At 61.5% G+C, this 17,899-nt stretch carries 17 protein-coding genes; 7 read left to right on the plus strand and 10 right to left on the minus strand.

From position 1 onward, the window contains the following. Window positions 1–35: 35 nt before the first annotated feature. The 6 genes from truA to trpA form a co-directional block, all read right to left on the minus strand. A complete protein-coding gene (truA, locus tag RAK1035_RS13745; RefSeq protein WP_008282190.1) occupies window positions 36–812 on the minus strand; it encodes a tRNA pseudouridine(38-40) synthase TruA in 777 nt (258 codons plus the stop codon). An 87-nt stretch (window positions 813–899) separates the two neighbouring features. Further along, window positions 900–2,387: a replicative DNA helicase gene (locus tag RAK1035_RS13750; protein WP_008282191.1), complete on the minus strand. Its 1,488-nt coding sequence runs from the start codon at window positions 2,385–2,387 to the stop codon at window positions 900–902. A gap of 249 nt (window positions 2,388–2,636) precedes the next feature. Beyond that, the gene (locus RAK1035_RS13755) at window positions 2,637–3,314 is read right to left on the minus strand and encodes an orotate phosphoribosyltransferase (protein WP_008282192.1); all 678 of its coding nucleotides are present in this window, start codon (window positions 3,312–3,314) and stop codon (window positions 2,637–2,639) included. A gap of 553 nt (window positions 3,315–3,867) precedes the next feature. Then, window positions 3,868–5,244 carry a DNA-packaging protein gene (locus RAK1035_RS13760; protein ID WP_232279230.1) on the minus strand — a complete coding sequence of 459 codons (1,377 nt, stop codon included), beginning with the start codon at window positions 5,242–5,244 and terminating at the stop codon, window positions 3,868–3,870. Beyond that, complete coding sequence (locus RAK1035_RS13765) at window positions 5,138–5,599, minus strand: hypothetical protein (protein ID WP_112303091.1); 462 nt, start codon at window positions 5,597–5,599, stop codon at window positions 5,138–5,140. The genes RAK1035_RS13760 and RAK1035_RS13765 overlap by 107 nt, the downstream gene beginning before the upstream one ends. Window positions 5,600–5,706: 107 nt before the next feature. Beyond that, window positions 5,707–6,498, minus strand: coding sequence for a tryptophan synthase subunit alpha (trpA, locus tag RAK1035_RS13770; protein ID WP_008282195.1), 792 nt, complete (start codon window positions 6,496–6,498; stop codon window positions 5,707–5,709). Window positions 6,499–6,624: 126 nt separating this feature from the next. Here trpA and ychF point away from each other — a divergent pair, with 126 nt between their 5' ends. Beyond that, a complete protein-coding gene (gene ychF / locus RAK1035_RS13775; protein WP_008282196.1) occupies window positions 6,625–7,722 on the plus strand; it encodes a redox-regulated ATPase YchF in 1,098 nt (365 codons plus the stop codon). Between the two features lie 18 nt (window positions 7,723–7,740). Here the strand turns inward: ychF and mnmA are convergent, their stop codons facing one another. Then, a complete protein-coding gene (gene mnmA / locus RAK1035_RS13780) occupies window positions 7,741–8,892 on the minus strand; it encodes a tRNA 2-thiouridine(34) synthase MnmA (RefSeq protein WP_008282197.1) in 1,152 nt (383 codons plus the stop codon). Window positions 8,893–9,015: 123 nt separating this feature from the next. Between mnmA and sciP the strand changes: the two genes are divergently transcribed. The 5 genes from sciP (at window position 9,016) to RAK1035_RS20655 (ending at window position 14,637) form a co-directional block, all read left to right on the plus strand. Continuing rightward, window positions 9,016–9,288 (plus strand): CtrA inhibitor SciP, encoded by a 273-nt coding sequence (sciP, locus tag RAK1035_RS13785; RefSeq protein WP_008282198.1) that lies wholly within the window; start codon window positions 9,016–9,018, stop codon window positions 9,286–9,288. A 101-nt stretch (window positions 9,289–9,389) separates the two neighbouring features. Beyond that, complete coding sequence (ctrA, locus tag RAK1035_RS13790) at window positions 9,390–10,106, plus strand: response regulator transcription factor CtrA (protein WP_008282199.1); 717 nt, start codon at window positions 9,390–9,392, stop codon at window positions 10,104–10,106. Window positions 10,107–10,209: 103 nt separating this feature from the next. After that, window positions 10,210–12,330: an NAD-dependent DNA ligase LigA gene (ligA, locus tag RAK1035_RS13795; protein WP_037298422.1), complete on the plus strand. Its 2,121-nt coding sequence runs from the start codon at window positions 10,210–10,212 to the stop codon at window positions 12,328–12,330. Then, window positions 12,327–14,417: an ATP-dependent DNA helicase RecG gene (gene recG, locus RAK1035_RS13800; RefSeq protein WP_008282201.1), complete on the plus strand. Its 2,091-nt coding sequence runs from the start codon at window positions 12,327–12,329 to the stop codon at window positions 14,415–14,417. The genes ligA and recG overlap by 4 nt, the downstream gene beginning before the upstream one ends. Window positions 14,418–14,514: 97 nt before the next feature. Beyond that, on the plus strand, window positions 14,515–14,637 hold the full coding sequence (locus tag RAK1035_RS20655; protein ID WP_008282202.1) for a hypothetical protein: 123 nt from the start codon (window positions 14,515–14,517) through the stop codon (window positions 14,635–14,637). Between the two features lie 190 nt (window positions 14,638–14,827). On the opposite strand, the gene RAK1035_RS13805 is transcribed toward RAK1035_RS20655, so the two are convergent. Further along, a complete protein-coding gene (locus RAK1035_RS13805) occupies window positions 14,828–16,045 on the minus strand; it encodes a HAMP domain-containing protein (protein WP_008282203.1) in 1,218 nt (405 codons plus the stop codon). A 98-nt stretch (window positions 16,046–16,143) separates the two neighbouring features. Then, on the minus strand, window positions 16,144–16,599 hold the full coding sequence (locus RAK1035_RS13810) for an iron-sulfur cluster assembly scaffold protein (protein WP_037298318.1): 456 nt from the start codon (window positions 16,597–16,599) through the stop codon (window positions 16,144–16,146). A 67-nt stretch (window positions 16,600–16,666) separates the two neighbouring features. On the opposite strand from RAK1035_RS13810, the gene hisI reads away from it, so the two are divergent. Further along, window positions 16,667–17,035, plus strand: a complete 369-nt coding sequence (gene hisI, locus RAK1035_RS13815; protein WP_008282205.1) for a phosphoribosyl-AMP cyclohydrolase — start codon at window positions 16,667–16,669, stop codon at window positions 17,033–17,035. Window positions 17,036–17,057: 22 nt separating this feature from the next. Here the strand turns inward: hisI and gluQRS are convergent, their stop codons facing one another. Then, window positions 17,058–17,891, minus strand: a complete 834-nt coding sequence (gene gluQRS / locus RAK1035_RS13820; protein WP_008282206.1) for a tRNA glutamyl-Q(34) synthetase GluQRS — start codon at window positions 17,889–17,891, stop codon at window positions 17,058–17,060. Between the last annotated feature and the right edge of the window lie 8 nt (window positions 17,892–17,899).

Consider the following 17,899-nt stretch of genomic DNA (forward strand, 5'->3'; position numbering starts at 1 on the left):
AGGGTCTTAGCGTGGCAAGGACGCAAGATCAAAGCCTAATCTTGCGCGGCGAACGGGTCTTGCGGATAGCTGACCCCAGCCAGATAGAGGCCATGAGGGGGGCACACCGGGCCACAGGCGGCGCGGTCGCGTGCGTTCAGTGCGGCGCGCACCTCATCGGGATGCCAAGACCCCGCGCCCACACGCTCCAACGTGCCCACGATACTGCGGACTTGATTGTGCAGAAACGACCGGGCGCGCAGGCGGAAATGGATCTCGGGGCCCATGGCGCTCTCGTGCTCTGAGATCTCAATGGCGTCCAATGTCTTGATTGGGCTTGCCGCCTGACAAATGGTCGAGCGGAAAGTGGTGAAATCATGCATCCCGATCAGATGTTGTGCACCTGCGCGCATCGCGTCGATATCGAGCTTTGGGCGCACATGCCAAACCCGGCCTCGGTCCAACGTAACAGGGGCGCGCCGCGACATGACGCGAAAAAGATAGCGCCGCTCGTTTGCGGAAAACCTTGCGTGCCAGTCTTCAGCGACACGCACGCAGGCCGTAATCGCCACGGGCAAAGGTTTGAGGTGATAGTTGAGCGCCTCTGACAGGCGAAACGTGCCCCATTCCCGTGTCAGGTCGCAATGCGCCACCTGGGCAATCGCGTGCACGCCTGCATCCGTGCGCCCGGCGGCGGCGATGGTATGGGACCCCGGTTCAATCCGCGCGAGCGCCGCCTCGACGGCACCTTGCACAGAGGGGTGATCGACCTGCCGCTGCCATCCGGCAAAGGGCGCGCCATCATATTCGATCCGGAGGGCATATCGGGGCATGGTCGGCGTGTCTTGCTATCAATTGCGGTTCATCTGGCCCGAAATACCTCGGGGGTTCGGGGGCAGCGCCCCCGTCCATTGCAGGTTTCAGTAGTCGGCGTTTCCGCCTTGTTGCCAGGGCTTGACCAGATTGCCAAAGCGGGTGAACTGCGCCTCAAAGCTCAATTCAACCGTACCGATGGGGCCGTGGCGCTGTTTGCCGATGATGACTTCGGCCTTGCCATGCAGGCGCGACATCGCCTCTTGCCATTCGGCCATCTTATCCATCTCGTGATCGCCCGGCTTTTCGCGTTCCTTGTAATACTCTTCGCGGAACACGAACATCACGACATCGGCGTCCTGTTCGATCGAGCCGGATTCGCGCAGGTCCGAGAGTTGCGGGCGCTTGTCCTCGCGGCTTTCGACTTGGCGCGACAACTGCGAAAGGGCCACGACGGGGATGTTAAGTTCCTTGGCTATTGCCTTGAGCCCCATGGAAATTTCGCCAATCTCCTGCACCCGGTTGTCAGAGGACCCGCGCACAAGCTGCAGGTAGTCGACGATCAAGAGATCAAGACCATGCGTGCGCTTTAACCGCCGCGCGCGCGCGGCAAGTTGTGAAATCGGGATCGCGGCAGTATCGTCGATATAGAGCGGACAGGATTCCAGTGTCTTGGCGGCTTCGACAAAGCGGCGGAACTCGCTTTCGTCCATGTCGCCCTGACGGATCTTGTGCGAAGAGATTTCCGAGGCTTCGGCCAGCACCCGACCGGCCAATTGTTCGGCGCTCATTTCAAGCGAGAAGAAGCCCACGACGCCGCCATCCACAGCCCCCTCTGACCCATCGGGCAGCGTGCCTCGGCGATAGGCCTTGGCTACGTTAAAGGCGATATTGGTCGCGAGCGAGGTTTTGCCCATCGAGGGGCGACCCGCAAGGATCAGAAGGTCGGATTTGTGCAGCCCGCCCAGTTTCCCATCAAGATCGACCAGCCCGGTTGAGATGCCTGCCAACCCGCCTTCGCGCTGATAGGCGGCGTTGGCCACATTAACAGCGTCTGTTACAGCCTTGAGAAAGCTTTGAAATCCGCTCTCGGACTGACCTTGCTCAGCCAATTGGTAGAGCTTTTGTTCGGCCTCGACGATTTGATCCTTGGGTTCGCTATCGACATTGACGCGGGCCGCCTTGCCGGCGATGTCATGACCCAAGGCAATAAGCGCGCGGCGGATCGCCAGATCATAGATCATTTGCGCATAGTCGCGCACGGCGAAGGTCGAGATCGCGGCACCGGCCAGTTTGGCAAGATACGCAGGCCCGCCAAGCTCTTTTAACCCCTCATCATTTTCGAGGAACGCGCGCAAGGTTACGGGCGAGGCGAGGTTGTTCTTGGCGATGCGGGCGGCGGCGGTTTCGAAAATACGGGCATGGACGGGGTCGTAGAAATGCTGTGGGCCGATAATGGCGGCGATGCGGTCATAGACATCGTTATTTGTCAGGATCGCACCGAGGAGTTGCTGCTCAGCCTCGATCGAATGCGGCACGCTTTCAGCGGATTGAATCTCTGCCCCAGTCGGATTGAAAGCGCTGATCTCGTTCATGCCTGCGGTCCCCGTGTGTTCGGTGTTTTATCGGTATCGTGTCGGTAGTCTTGGTTCGAGAGTTCTAGGCCAATCCTTGCGCGCTCGCCACTTGTATAAACCTGTGGGCATTTGGCGGGATAAGTCGGTGGATAGGGCCGCGCCAGAGAAGCGCCGCCCATATCCTGTATTAGGATTTTCCTAGCCTACCACATATCGAAGCATTTTACGATTCGAGAGGTGGTTTATCCCCATCCCCTGAGGACAAATTTATTTCTTGTGTGCCGCCTGCCACTTACGGGGATCGCGCAAGAAATCTTCGACCGCGTCAAGGGTAGCGGTCTCGAAAATCGCTTGCGTGCGCGCCTCGGCCAACACATCCCACCACGTGCAGAGGTGATGCAGGGCCACGCCGTGATCGCCAAGGGTTTTCTCGGTCTCGGGGAAAATGCCGTAGTAAAAGATCACCGCCGTATGGCCGCAGGTGGCCCCGGTTTCGCGGATGGCATCCACAAAGCTGAGCTTTGAGCCGCCATCCGTGGTGAGATCCTCAACCAAGAGCACGCGCTGCCCCTCGGTCATGGCCCCTTCGATGCGAGCGTTGCGCCCATAGCCTTTCGGTTTCTTGCGCACATAGGTCATGGGCAGGGCCATACGCTCGGCGACAAGGGCCGCAAAGGGAATACCCGCGGTTTCGCCGCCCGCGATATTGTCGAACGCCTCAAACCCGGCTTCCCGCATCACGGTGATCGAGAGAAAATCCATAAGGGTGCTGCGGATGCGCGGATAGGAGATCAACTTGCGGCAGTCGATATAGGTGGGTGAGGGCAGGCCAGAGGCCAGCGTAAAGGGCGTGTCCGCGTTGAAATGCACTGCGCCGATTTCCAGCAGCATGCGGGCGGTCAGACGGGCGATCTCATCCTTGGGCGGGTAGGTGGTGGGGATCATGGCAGGGTCCTTGGGTTGGGCGGTACGCGGAAGAGACTTGGGCGTCCAGAGGAGGTATTGTCAAGAAAAAGGGCTATATTTTTCAACTGAATGTGGGTTTGTCTGTCTCTTTATCTCTGCTTTTGGAATCTACGCTTGGCCCGATGGTTCAGACTGGGATGATGCTTTGGATTTAGCATCTACCAATCAGCCCATGCCAAGAAATCCCTTAAAAACAAAATGTCAGGGCCGCACTACCGGATCTTTGGGCTCCTGTCGATTATTGGAAATCGGGGCCTTATGACCATTCAGCACCCTAAGCCGATGACAAGGTGAACCGGGTCTTTGCGCCAGACATGCCGAACCGGACTTGGGTCAGCGATATCGTCTACGTCTGAACATTGCACAGAGCCGTGTATCTTGCGCCTGTATCCGTTGAATTGAGCCTGCATGCCCCCCGCATGGATCAAAAGACCCATGGCAGCGTTAAGCTATCGTGCCCGGCATAGCACGGGGGGCGGCGCCGATGTCCCGGGTCAGGCCCGGGACGTTAGGCCCCCGTCGGCGGTGCGCTTTAGACCCCGCGCACCCTTGGGCGGACCCATTTCGAGGCGGGTTCCACGATGAGATCGGTGAGCGCCCAAACCAACGCATCGACGCGGTCGGGGCTGCCACGGCCCTCATAGCCGCGCGCGGTCATGGCGCACATCTGATCCTCCAACGTGCCAAGCCCGCGCGCGTGATGCACCCGGCCCTGTTCATAAAGCGCTGCCACCGGCTCTGCCCGTGCCACCTTGCCCCGGCTGGCGTGGACCTTGCGCAGGGGCACGAGGGGGTCGACCTGCCGGATCACCTGTTCCACCAGATCGCCGCCCTGATTGACCTCGGCCACCACCCGTTCTGCCCCCCAAAGCTCGCGTGCGCGGATCACGGCGCGGGCCCAGCGGGCGGGACTGGCGGCGCTGACGCTGGCATCGGCCAGAACATAGGCGCGCCAGTCCTGCACCGGGCCGCGCGTGATGGCCCCGACCACAATGATCCCGCATTCATCCGATGCGGCATGGCCCGAAACCGGCGGATCAACCGCCACCACAACGCGATCAAATTCGGGCAAGGTGTCGACGCGCGCGGCCTCTAGCATGGCGGGGCTCCAGAGCGCATCCTCGGCCTCGTCAATCAGCAGGCCATCCAGTTCCTGCCGCCCAAGTCGCGTGCCTGCATAGCGTGCGCGCACCTCGTCAAGGAAGCTCTCGGCGAGATGGGCGCGGTTGGCCTCGGTGGGGGCGGAGCTGGTCACAGTGCTGGGGGTGGCAAGGATATCCTTGAGCACGCCCACATTGCGCGGCGTGGTGGTGACGCAGACGCGCGGCGCTTCGCCCAACCGCAGACCGAATTGCAGCATGTCCCAAGTTTCGCGCGCGCGTTTCCACTTGGCCAGCTCATCCACCCAGGCCCCGTCGAATTGCGGGCCGCGCAGCCCCTCGGGATCATGGGCGGAAAAGGCCTGTGCCACCGCGCCATTGGGCCAGATCAGCCGCTTGCGTGTAGCCTGCCATTCGGGGCGGCGGTCGGGGGGCGAACAGGCGAGAATGCCGCTTTCGCCAAAGATCATCACTTCGCGCACCTGATCAATGGTCTCGCCCACAAGGGCGATCCGCTTGCAGCGGCCTGAATCCATGGGGCGCGCGCCTTCGACCTCGGACCGCACCCATTCTGCCCCAGCGCGCGTCTTGCCCGCACCCCGCCCGCCCATGATCACCCATGTCCGCCAGTCGCCCGAGGGCGGCAGTTGATGCGGCAACGCCCAGAACTCGAAGAGATAGGGCAGGGCCATGAGCTCGCCATCACTCAGGGCATCGAGAAAGTCGTCCCGGACAGCTTGCCCGTTTGAGACGATCCAATCGGCACCCGATCTGATGCCGGGCGTCGTCGAAATCGAGGGCGTATCCATGGACAATACCAAGGTCTTCTTTTCTGCGTCGTTCAAGTTGTGCCTCCGCTTCCAGAGCGATTTTGAGCCATTGCCGGATCTCGGCGGTGGCCTTGGTCGCGTTTTTCAATTCATCCAGATCACCGGCTCTGATCCGTTGATAGATCTCTGCCAGATCGACGCGCATGTCGGCCAATTGCTGTTCCAGCGCGTTGATCGAGGTGGTCAGGCCGGTGGGCCCCTCGTCGGGGGTGATCAAAACCATGCGTGCTCTTGCCTCATGAGTGGTGTGTTTCGGTGGGCCCCTCTGTCTGCTCGACATGAAAAAACGGCCTCCGAGGTTTCCCCCGGGGCCGTTGCCCATTTCGTCCAGCATGTCACAACCTATACGTGAGGCCGCGCGGTGAGTCAAGTCAGAGCGCTATAGCTTCGACCCGCAACTATCCGTTATATTTACGTTTTATTAACTATTCGGCATGGCACTCAGGCGCGGTGTGCCCCGTCGGCCAGACCTTTTACAAAGGCCAAAACCTCTGTGACCGCTTTGCCCTTGGCAATCTCGCCCACGATGGCCGAGCCCACGACGCAGCCATCGGCAACGCTGGCAATCGTCTGCGCAGTTTCCGGCGTGCGGATGCCAAAGCCCACGATCACCGGTAGATCGGTCTGAGCCTTGATGCGTGCCACCTCGGGGGCGACATCCGCCGCCTCTGCCGCCGCTGCCCCGGTGATGCCGGTGATCGAGACGTAATAAACAAAGCCAGAGGTGTTTTCGAGCACCTTGGGCAGGCGTTTGTCATCGGTGGTGGGGGTGGCGAGGCGGATGAAGTTCATCCCCGCCTTGCTGGCCGGAATGCAGAGTTCGTCATCCTCTTCGGGAGGCAGATCAACCACGATCAGCCCGTCGATCCCGGCGGCCTTGGCATCGGTCAGGAACTTGTCCACGCCACGATTGTAGATCGGGTTGTAATAGCCCATGAGCACGATGGGCGTGCTGTCATCGCCTTTACGAAACTCGCGCGCCATGGCCAGCGTTTTTTCGAGCGTCATGCCCGCCGCCAGCGCCCTCTGACCGGCCAGTTGGATGGTCGGCCCGTCCGCCATCGGATCGGTAAAGGGCACGCCCAATTCGATGATATCCACCCCCGCAGCAGGCAGCCCCTGCATCACCGCGAGCGAGGTGTCATAATCCGGATCGCCCGCCATGATGTAGGAAACGAACGCCTTTTTACCGGCGGCCTTCAACTCTGCGAATTTGGCGTCGATACGTGTCATGTTGGTCTGTCCTTCGAATGGGTCCGTGCGGGTTTGGCGCAAAGCGCGCGGGAAATCAATGCCCGGCTTGACCTTGGGGGGCGCAAACCCGTAGATGCGCGCAATTCACCGCATGGAGGGTCTGAGATGGGCTTTAAAATGGGAATCGTGGGCCTGCCCAATGTTGGCAAATCCACGCTCTTTAATGCGCTCACCCGCACGGCTGCGGCGCAGGCGGCGAACTTTCCTTTTTGCACGATCGAGCCGAATGTGGGCGAGGTGGCCGTGCCCGATGCGCGGCTGGACAAATTGGCGCAGATTGCCGGATCCAAGCAGATCATCCCGACGCGCATGACCTTTGTCGACATTGCCGGGCTGGTCAAAGGGGCGTCTAAGGGCGAGGGCCTGGGCAATCAGTTTCTGGCCAATATCCGCGAGACGGATGCGATTGCGCATGTGCTGCGCTGCTTTGAGGATGGCGATGTGACCCATGTCGAGGGGCGCGTTGATCCGGTGGCGGATGCCGATACGATCGAGACCGAATTGATGCTGTCTGATCTTGAGTCGGTTGAAAAGCGGCGCGCAGGCCTGCAACGCAAGCTCAAGGGCGGCGATAAAGAGGCGGCACAGGCCGAGCGGCTCTTGGCCGCAGCGCAGGCCGCGCTGGAAGAGGGACGCCCAGCGCGCACGGTTGAGGTGGATGCCGAAGACATTAAAGCATGGAAAATGCTGCAACTTTTGACCGCCAAGCCGGTGCTCTATGTCTGCAACGTGGATGAGGGGAATGCCGCGACCGGCAATACCCATTCTGAGGCGGTGGCAAAGATGGCTGCTGAACAGGGCGCGGCCTCAGTCGTGATTTCTGCGCAGATCGAAGAGGAAATCTCCAAGCTCGAGCCGGAAGAAGCGGAGATGTTTCTAACCGAGATGGGGCTGGAAGAGGCAGGGCTGGATCGGCTGATCCGGGCGGGCTATGGTCTCTTGCATCTTGAGACGTATTTCACTGTCGGGCCCAAAGAGGCGCGCGCCTGGACCATTCCGGCAGGCACGCCCGCGCCCAAGGCGGCGGGCGTGATCCACGGCGATTTTGAGCGCGGATTCATCCGGGCCGAGACGATTGCCTATGACGATTTCGTGACACTTGGCGGCGAGCAAAAGGCCAAGGACGCGGGCAAGATGCGGTCTGAGGGCAAGAGCTATGTCGTCAAGGATGGCGACGTTTTGCACTTTCTCTTCAACACCTGAGCGGGGCGTTTTAACGCCTCAGACTGTCGCGCCGCGCCAGATCCAGCCGCCGCCCAGAACGCGGGTGCCGGTGGTTTCATAGAAAACGCAGGCCTGACCGGGCGAGACGCCTTCCTCTGGTGTCAGCAATTCAACCGTCGCCTCGGTGGCGGAAATGGGGCGCAGCACCGCCTCGCGCGGGGGGCGGGTGGAGCGGACCTTGACCGAGATATGCCATTCCGCCTGAGAGGTGAGGGGGGCATCACCCAGCCAGTTGATTTCGCGCAGCGGTACGGTGCGGGTCGAGAGCATGTCCTTGGGGCCGACGATCACACGGCGCGTGTCGACGTCAAGGCGCACGACATAGAGCGGCTCTTCCAGCCCGCCGATGCCAAGGCCGCGACGCTGACCGATGGTGTAATGGATGACGCCCTCATGCGTGCCAAGGATGCGGCCATCGGCATGGACAATCTCACCGGGTTCGGCGGCACCGGGGCGCAGTTTTTCGATCACGCTGGCGTAATTGCCGTTGGGGACAAAGCAGATGTCCTGACTGTCGGGTTTGTCCGCGACTTGCAGGCCATATTGCGCAGCCAATTCACGCGTCGCCTGTTTCGAGGGCAGATGCCCCAGCGGGAAGCGCAGGAATTCGAGCTGCTCGGGCGTGGTCGAGAACAGAAAATAGGACTGGTCGCGCGCCGAATCAGTGGCGCTGTGCAATTCCGGCCCCTGCACGCCCATCTTGCGCTGAATATAATGGCCGGTCGCCATGCAATCCGCCTCAAGATCGCGGGCGGTTTCCAAGAGGTCCTTGAACTTGACCCGTTCATTGCAGCGGATGCAGGGCACGGGCGTGGCCCCGGCAAGATAGCTATCAGCGAATTCGTCGATCACGGCATCGCGAAAGATATTCTCGTAATCCAGCACGTAATGCGGAAAGCCCATTTCCTCGGCAACGCGGCGGGCGTCGTGGATATCCACCCCGGCACAGCAGGCGCCCTTCTTGGCCAGAGCCGCGCCATGGTCGTAAAGTTGCAGGGTGACGCCCACCACATCATAGCCCTCGGCGGCCAGATGTGCGGCCACAACCGAGCTGTCAACGCCGCCCGACATGGCGACAACCACACGGGTTTCGGCCGGGGATTTCGGAAACCCAAGGGAGTTCAATGGTTTATTTATGTCCAATGCCATGGCGGCCTCCGCTCGGGTGTTTCAGAATATAGGAAAATCCTAAACACTCTCAAGACCCGGTTTCACACCGCATTAAGCCTGAAAGCGCCATTCTGGGTGCACCAGACCAAAGGGGTGAGCGTCATGTATCTCAAGAAAGTGGAAGGGCCAAGGGCTGTTACCTTGGCGGATGGAACGGTGTTCAGCCGGGCGGATTTGCCGCCCGCCGATACGGCGCGATGGGTTGCATCGCGCAAGTTGGCGGTGGTGCGCGGGGTCGCCTATGGGCTGATCTCGCGGCGTGAGGCGCTTGAAACCTATGGGCTGAGCGAAGAGGAGTTTGACGGCTGGATTGCCGCGGTGGCCAAGCATGGGGAGGGTGCGCTCAAGGTCACGGCATTGGGGGTGTATCGATAACTGCAGGTTGAGCATTTGAGATGTTGAAACAATGGTAACGGGTAGTTAACCATTTTTGAGCAGTGTGATCGGTATCAAAACAATGATCCATGGAGTCCCCAATGCGCGTACTTTTGGTCGAGGATGATCCGACAACCTCGAAAAGCATCGAGTTGATGCTCACCCATGCCAATCTCAATGTCTACACCACCGATCTGGGGGAAGAGGGCATAGATCTGGCAAAGCTCTATGATTACGACCTGATCTTGCTGGATCTGGGCCTGCCGGATATGAACGGGCACGAGGTGTTGCGCCAATTGCGGCTGGCGCGCATTGCCACGCCGATCCTGATCCTGTCAGGGGCGGATGACACCGAAAGCAAGATCAAAGGGTTCGGATTTGGCGCGGATGATTATCTGACCAAGCCATTCCACCGCGATGAGTTGGTGGCGCGTATCCACGCCATCATCCGGCGGTCCAAGGGGCATTCGCAATCGGTGATCCGCACCGGCAAGATCAATGTGAACCTTGATGCCAAGACGGTGGATGCGGGCGGCAAGCCGGTGCATCTGACCGGCAAGGAATACCAGATGCTGGAGCTGTTGAGCCTGCGCAAAGGCACAACCCTGACCAAAGAGATGTTCCTGAACCACCTCTACGGCGGCATGGATGAACCGGAACTCAAGATCATCGACGTGTTTATCTGCAAGCTGCGCAAGAAACTCTGCGAGGCCACCGATGGTGTCAATTACATCGAGACGGTCTGGGGGCGCGGCTATGTGCTGCGGGATCCTGAGCAAGCGACGCTGGGCGGGCGGCCTCTGGCCATTGGGGCCTGAGGGCAGCACAGGCTCTGGACGCTGGGCGGGTCGGGCACTATCACTCTGATCAGGGAGAGGCGGGCAGGGAATGGCCGCCGCATCCAGGATCAGCGAGGGGCCGATGACCGACAAACTTGCCGTTGAGGATCTGACCGAAAGCGAGGCGCAGGCCGAATTGGGGCGGCTTGCGGCGCTCTTGGCGGCGGCAAACCGGGCCTATCACACCGAGGATGCGCCCGAAATCACCGACGCGGCCTATGACGCGCTCAAGGCGCGCAATGCGGCGATCGAGGCGCGCTTTCCTACGCTCAAGCGCGACGACAGCGCATCGGATCAGGTAGGCGCCGCGCCGCTGGATGGCTTTGCCAAGGTGGCGCACAGCATCCGCATGCTGAGCCTGGGCAATGCGTTCGAGCCAGAGGATGTGGCCGAGTTCGACAGCCGTATTCGCCGCTATCTGGGCCTGCCGGACGATGCGCCGCTGGCCTATACCGCTGAGCCAAAGATCGACGGGCTAAGCCTGAGCTTGCGATATGTGCAGGGCCGGTTGGTGCAGGCCGCGACGCGCGGCGATGGCGAGGTGGGTGAGAATGTCACCGCCAACGCCCGCACCATCACCGATATTCCCGAGAGTTTGACCGGTGCGCCCGAAATTCTGGAAGTGCGCGGCGAAGTCTATATGAGCCATGCCGATTTCGCCGCACTGAACGCGCGGCAAGCCGAGAAATCGGACAAACAATTTGCCAATCCGCGCAATGCCGCGGCGGGATCGTTGCGGCAGCTGGATGCCAAGATCACGGCCGCGCGGCCGCTGCGGTTCTTTGCCTATAGCTGGGGCGAGGTGAGCGCGCCCTTGGCCGAGACGCAGATGGGCGCGATTGCGCGTCTGAAGGCGCTCGGGTTTCAGACCAACCCGCTGACAGTGCTCTGTGATGGGGTGGAGGCGCTGCTTGAGCATTACGCGCGGATCGAACAGGCGCGCGCGACCTTGGGCTATGACATCGACGGCGTGGTCTACAAGGTCGATGATCTGGGCCTGCAGGCGCGTCTTGGCTTTCGCTCGACCACGCCGCGTTGGGCGATTGCGCATAAGTTTCCCGCCGAACTGGCCTGGACACGGCTGGAGGCGATCGACATTCAGGTTGGGCGCACCGGCGCGCTGAGCCCCGTCGCACGGCTGACGCCGGTCACGGTGGGCGGCGTGGTGGTCAGCAATGCCACGCTGCATAATGAGGATTACATCGCCGGGCGTGACAGCAAAGGCGAGGTCATTCGCGGCGGCAAGGATATTCGCGTGGGCGACTGGGTGCAGGTTTACCGCGCGGGCGATGTGATCCCAAAAGTGGCCGATGTAGACCTGAGCAAGCGGGCGGAGGGGGCCACACCCTATGTCTTTCCCGCGACTTGTCCCGAATGTGGATCGGATGCGGTGCGCGAAGAAGGCGATGCAGTGCGGCGCTGTGTGGGCGGTCTTATCTGTCCGGCGCAGGCGGTGGAAAAGCTCAAGCATTTCGTATCCCGCGCCGCCTTTGACATCGAAGGGCTGGGGGCCAAGCAGGTAGAGCAATTCTACCGCGATGGCTGGATCAAGGAACCGGCAGATATTTTCCTGCTGCAAGAGCGCTATGGCTCTGGCCTGCAGCAGTTGAAGAACCGCGAGGGCTGGGGCGAAAAGAGCGCGAAGAACCTCTTTGAAGCTATTGAAGAAAAAAGAAAAATACCCTTTGGTCGGTTGCTCTTTGCGCTTGGGATCCGGCATGTGGGCGAGCAGGCCAGTACCCTGATTGCGCGCAATTACGGCACTTGGGATGAGTTCATCGCGGCGATGGACGGGGCCAAGGATTATGAAGGGCCGGAGTGGGAGCGTCTGTTGGGGATCGACGGGGTGGGCACGGTCATGGCGCGCGCCCTTGTCGGGGCCTTTGCAGAGCCGCATGAACGCGGCAGCATTGACCGGCTGACCGAGTATCTGACCGTGCAAGAGGCCGCGCGCCCCAGAACCGATGGCAGCCCGGTTGCGGGTAAGACCGTCGTCTTCACCGGCAGTCTCGAAAAGATGACGCGGGCCGAGGCCAAGGCGCGGGCCGAAGGGCTGGGGGCCAAGGTTGCGGGATCGGTCAGTGCCAAGACCGACCTTTTGGTGGCAGGGCCGGGGGCCGGGTCCAAGGCCAAGAAGGCACAAGACTTGGGGATCGAGACAATTGACGAGGATGGTTGGCTGACCCTGATCGGGGACGCATGAGCGGGCGGCCGGAAATCCTATTTCCGCTTTTTGCCGGGCTGGAAACGCTCGAGGGGATCGGGCCGAAGACCGCGCAAGCCCTCGCTGCGCTCGAGATCACGCGACCGCGCGACCTGATCCTGACACTGCCGCATTCCGGCGTGGATCGCCGCCGCCGCGCCACGGTGCAGGGGGCAGAGATGCCCGGGATCGTGACGGTCGAGGTGACTGTGGGACAGCACCGTCCGCCCTCGCGCAAAGGCGGGCCGTATCGCGTGGTGGTCGAGGATGCTGCCACCAGCTTTCATCTCGTCTTCTTTCATGCCCGCGATGAGTATCTGCGCAAAATGCTGCCCACCGGCGCGCGGCGGATCGTGTCGGGCAAGGCAGAGCTTTTCGACGGAATCGCGCAAATCGTGCATCCCGATCATATGTTGCCTCTTGAGGAGGCATCGGACATCCCTGATTTTGAACCGGTCTATCCGTTGACCGCAGGCGTCACGCAGCGCGTGATGACCAAAGGGGTGCACTCGGCGTTGATGCGCCTGCCAGACCTTACCGAATGGATCGACCCGGTGCAAAAGGCGCAGGCCGGCTGGCCCGATTGGGCCGCTGCGGTGCGTGCCGCCCATAGGCCGCAAGAGGCGCGGGATCTTTCGCCTGCGCATCCGGCACGCGAGCGCTTGGCCTATGATGAGTTGATGGCGCATCAGATGACATTGGCCTTGGCCCGCTCAAAACTGCGCCGCGCCAAGGGGCGCGCGACCGTGGGAACAGGGGTTTTGCAGGCACGGGTGCTCATGGCGCTGCCCTATGCGCTGACCGGGGCGCAAACGCGGGCCATTGCCGAGATTGCCGCCGATATGGCCGCCCCACAACGGATGAACCGGCTGCTTCAGGGCGATGTCGGCGCGGGCAAGACGCTGGTGGCGTTCAAGGCGCTGCTCATCGCGGTCGAAGCGGGCGGGCAAGGGGTGATGATGGCCCCCACCGAAATCCTCGCGCGGCAACATTTGCAGGGCTTGCGCCCCTTGGCCGAGAGTGCTGGCGTGGTGCTCGAAATCCTGACGGGCCGCGACAAGGGCACCGAGCGACGCGCCAAGCTGGCGGCGCTTGCGCGGGGCGATATTCAGATCCTCGTGGGCACCCATGCGGTGTTTCAAAAGGATGTGGAGTTTTCCGATTTGCGTCTGGCCATTGTCGATGAGCAACACCGTTTTGGTGTGCGTCAACGTCTTGAACTGGGCAAAAAGGGCGCACAGGCCGATGTGCTGGTGATGACCGCCACGCCAATCCCGCGCTCACTGGCCTTGGCGCAATATGGCGATATGGATGTGTCGGTGCTGGATGAAAAGCCGCCCGGCCGCCAGCCAATCAAGACGGCGCTGATCAGTATGGGGCGGATTGATGAGGTGGTCGATCACCTGCGCCGCGCCTTGGCCGAGGGGCGTCAGGCCTATTGGGTTTGCCCACTGGTCGAGGAAAGCGAGGTGGTAGACCTGAGCAGCGCCGAGGAGCGGTTCAAGCGGTTGCGCGCAGCCCTTGGGGAGGGCGTTGTGGGGCTGGTGCACGGACAGATGCCGCCCGAGGACAAGGATGCCGCGATGGCCGCGTTTCAACGGGGCGACACAAGCGTTCTGGTCTCGACCACGGTGATTGAGGTTGGGGTGGATGTGCCCAATGCCTCGATCATGGTGATCGAGCGCGCCGAGAGTTTCGGGCTGGCGCAATTGCATCAGTTGCGCGGGCGCGTTGGACGGGGGCAGGCGGCGTCGACCTGTCTCTTGATGTATCAGGCCCCGCTGAGTGAGAGCGGCGAGCGACGATTGACCACGATGCGTGACACAGAGGACGGGTTTCGCATCAGCGAGGTTGATCTGGAGATGCGCGGCGCGGGCGATCTGATCGGAACGGCGCAATCTGGCCTGCCGCGATTTCGCATTGCCGATCTCGAATCGCAATCGGCGCTGATGGCAGTGGCGCAATCGGATGCGCGCAAACTGCTTCACGACGATCCGGACCTTGTGTCAGAGCGGGGACGTGCGGCGCGCGTGCTCTTGTGGTTGATGGAGCAGGATCAGGCAATTCGTTTAATTTCCGTGGGTTAGAATTTTTGTTCACATATGTTCTTAAAAAGTTCTTTACTTGGTGTTTGCGATATGAGAACAAAGTAGCAACACAGAGGTTTTCAGAAGGAGCCCCCAGATGTTGCACCAGATCAAGACGACTGCGACCCGTGCGCAGGATACGATTGTCGGCGATGCGGTTGGCGCGCTTGCGCTGATGGTGACGCTGGTCGGTGCGCTTTATCTGCCCGGTTTTCTCTGATTTCTGCCTGAGTTTCTGCCTGCGGGTTTGCCCCGGCTTTGGCTGCATCCCTCCTGTCCCAACTTTGGGGATGCGCCACACCACCTGTCCCATCCGGTTTTCGGGATTTGCCTCAATCCTCCCGAATGTCCGGGGCCTGTGACCCGCTCAACTCTGCCGCCGCCGCTCATCCGAGCGTGCGGCGGTTTTTTCATTCCGAGGGCACAGGGCCGGGGCGCAGGCGCTGCACCAGAACGCTGCCGGTGTCGACGATGCCCTTCATCCGCTCCTCAAGGCGGATCATCTCGGACATGACATGGCGCAGGCGTTCGCTTTCATCGCCCAAAGCACCCAGATCAGCAAAGAGCGCTTCGCTTCCGGCAATCTGCGCCTCGGCATTGGCGACGACGGCGCGTAGATCCTCGATCAGAGCCCCTGCATCCTCAGGGGTCTGGCTGCGCAGGTCAGAGACAGCGCGGCGTGCCGTATCAAACCACGCTTTCGAGAGGCGCGGCTCTGACTTAGCGCTGAGCATCGCGGCGCGCTCCAGTCGCCGGATGCGTCCGGTCAGGGTGTCGATCCGGTCGCGAAGATCGGCTTGGATGGTGACGATGTCATCATTGACCGTGACCACCCGTTGCAGCACCTCATCGAGTTCGCCCATCAGCCGGGTGATGCGGTCTAGAAAGAGGTTGAGATCGCGTGCCAGCACACCGAACTCATCGGCACTGCGAATTTCGGCGCGGTGGTTCAGCCCGCCATAGGCGCGGGCAAGATTGCTGACCACCGTGCGCAGGCCCAACAGCGGTTCAAGCCGCGCGCGCAGGATCAGAAACAAGAGCACCGAATGCAGCACGATTTTGGCCAGAGCCAAAAGGCCGGTTAGGCGCATATCCTCGATCCATTGTGCGAAATCCGTCGCAAGATCCCGCCGCACCGTCACCTCGCCCAGCACATCCCCCACCTGCGCCTCGGAGTGACAGGCAAGGCAAAAAGGCTCGGCGGTGATGGGCAGGGTGGCGCTTGCATGGGCGGTGTCGGGCCAATCGCCGCGGGGCAAGCCCTCGGGGGTAAAATCGAACCCCTGTTCAATGGAACGGATCGTGACATCGGAGGGGATGATCGCGATGCGGTAACCAAGCCCGTCCCAATTGTCCTGAAGGATCGGATAGACCGTGCGCGCGGCGACCGGCCCGCCTTCGTTGCGCATGATGGAGCGCACATTATCGGCGAGATCCTGAGCCGCCTCGGTGGCATCAGTGGCACCATGCACGCGGAATTTGTAATAGACCATCCCCGCCTTGAGCGCGAATTCCAGCACCGTCACCATCAATAGGATGATGAAAAAGTCACGGATCATATGGATCAAAAAGGACTGATCAAATCGCCCGATCAGCGGGCTATTCTGGTCGAGTTTCTGCCCTGTCATGGCGCTGTCCCCGGATATCTCTGAGAGAGATAGCGCGCAATTTACCGAAGGTAAGGGGCGGCCTGTTCACAAGCTGTCGCTTTGCCGCGACAGCACCGTCAGGCGCAGGACGTTTGGGCGCGCACGGTTTCCATTGCCTCAACCGCGGCCTCAATCGTGAGTAGGATAGAGGCGTGGCGGTTCTTGTAATCCCGCGCGGGGCGCAGCACCTCGAGCCCGTCAAAGGGCGCGGGCGGTGTGGGGCCGTCGGATTTCAGCATCTCGCGCAGCGCGTCGCGCGCTGCTGTCACCTGTGCCAGATCGCAACCGATGATGGCGCGCCCCACGACGCTGGCGGCGGCCTGACCAAGCGCGCAGGCCTTAACCTCGGCGGCGTAGTCGGTGATCCGGCCACCCTCGCAGCGAATATCGACGGTCACGGTCGAGCCACAAAGCGGTGCGCGCCGCTTGACGCTGGCCTGTGGGCTGGCCAAGCGCCCGTGATGCGGGATGTCCGCGGCCAGTTCCAGAATGCGCGCTGAATAAAGCTTGATCAGGTCGGTTTCGCCGCTCATGGCTTTCCCTTTCGTGTGTTGCCCCATAAATAGGCGTGGAGCGCGCAGATGCAAAAGGAAATCCGCCATGCCCTTCGATCCGGCGACACTAAAGTATGACGCGAACGGGTTGATCCCAGCCATCGCCCAAGAGGCCGAGACCGGCGAGGTGCTGATGATGGCCTGGATGAACGCCGAGTCGGTCGCGCGCACGCTCGACACGGGCCGTGTGACCTATTGGAGCCGCTCGCGGCAGGCGTTCTGGATCAAGGGCGAAACCTCGGGGCATGTGCAAGAGTTGGTTGAGATGCGTGTCGATTGCGACCGTGACTGCCTGTTGGTGCAGGTGCGCCAGAGTGGCCCCGCCTGTCACACCAACCGGCGGTCGTGCTTTTACACGGCGGTGCGTGCCGGGGAAGAGACCGAGATCATGGCCCCTATGGCACCATTGGATTGAGCATTTTCGGAACGCTGTAAGGCTAGAGCCCGACCATGGCCCGGATGTCTTGCGGGCTCGCCCCTTGGGCGCGGTAGGTGGCGATAGCACGTGCGTCATCGCGTTTGGCCAGCCGCTTGCCAGCGTCATCGCGGATCAGCGCATGATGGTGATAGGCAGGCGTGGGCAGGCCCAAGAGGTGTTGCAAGAGCACGTGGATTTGCGTGGCCTCTTGCAGGTCTTCGCCGCGAATGACATGGGTGATGCCCTGATCGGCATCGTCCACAACAACCGACAGATGATAAGAGGCCCCCATCTCGCGGCGGGCCAGCACCACGTCGCCGACGGTGTGAGGCAAATCATGGGGGGCAACGAGTTCGTCTTTTTCCCGATAAATCAGACGGGTGTTGAGCGTTGCGCAGGCGCGGGCCATATCAAGGCGCAGCGCGCAGCCCTCGGGCATCGGCCCGTTTGGCGGGGCTGTGGGGCGGCAGGTGCCGGGATAGATCACGCCATCTGGCCCCAAGAGCGGCGCGCCTTCTTGCGGGGCAGAGGCGGCGGCGCGAATATCGGCACGGCTACAGGAACAGTGGTACAAAAGCCCTTGATCCCAAAGTATATTCAAGGCCGCGCGATAGCGGGAGAGGTGGGTTGATTGGCGCAACACGGGGCGGGGCCAGTCGAGCCCCAGCCATGTCAGATCATCAAAAATCTGCGCCTCCCATTCCGGGCGGCAGCGGCTGTGATCCAGATCGTCGATGCGCAAAAGAAAGGTTCCGCCCTCAGCCCGCGCCCGGTCATGGGCCAGCAGCGCAGAATAGGCATGCCCCAGATGGAGCGGGCCAGTCGGCGAGGGGGCGAAGCGCGTTATGAACATATATTCAA

Source organism: Roseovarius sp. AK1035, assembly GCF_003288315.1.
Taxonomy (GTDB): Bacteria; Pseudomonadota; Alphaproteobacteria; order Rhodobacterales; family Rhodobacteraceae; genus Roseovarius; species Roseovarius mucosus_A.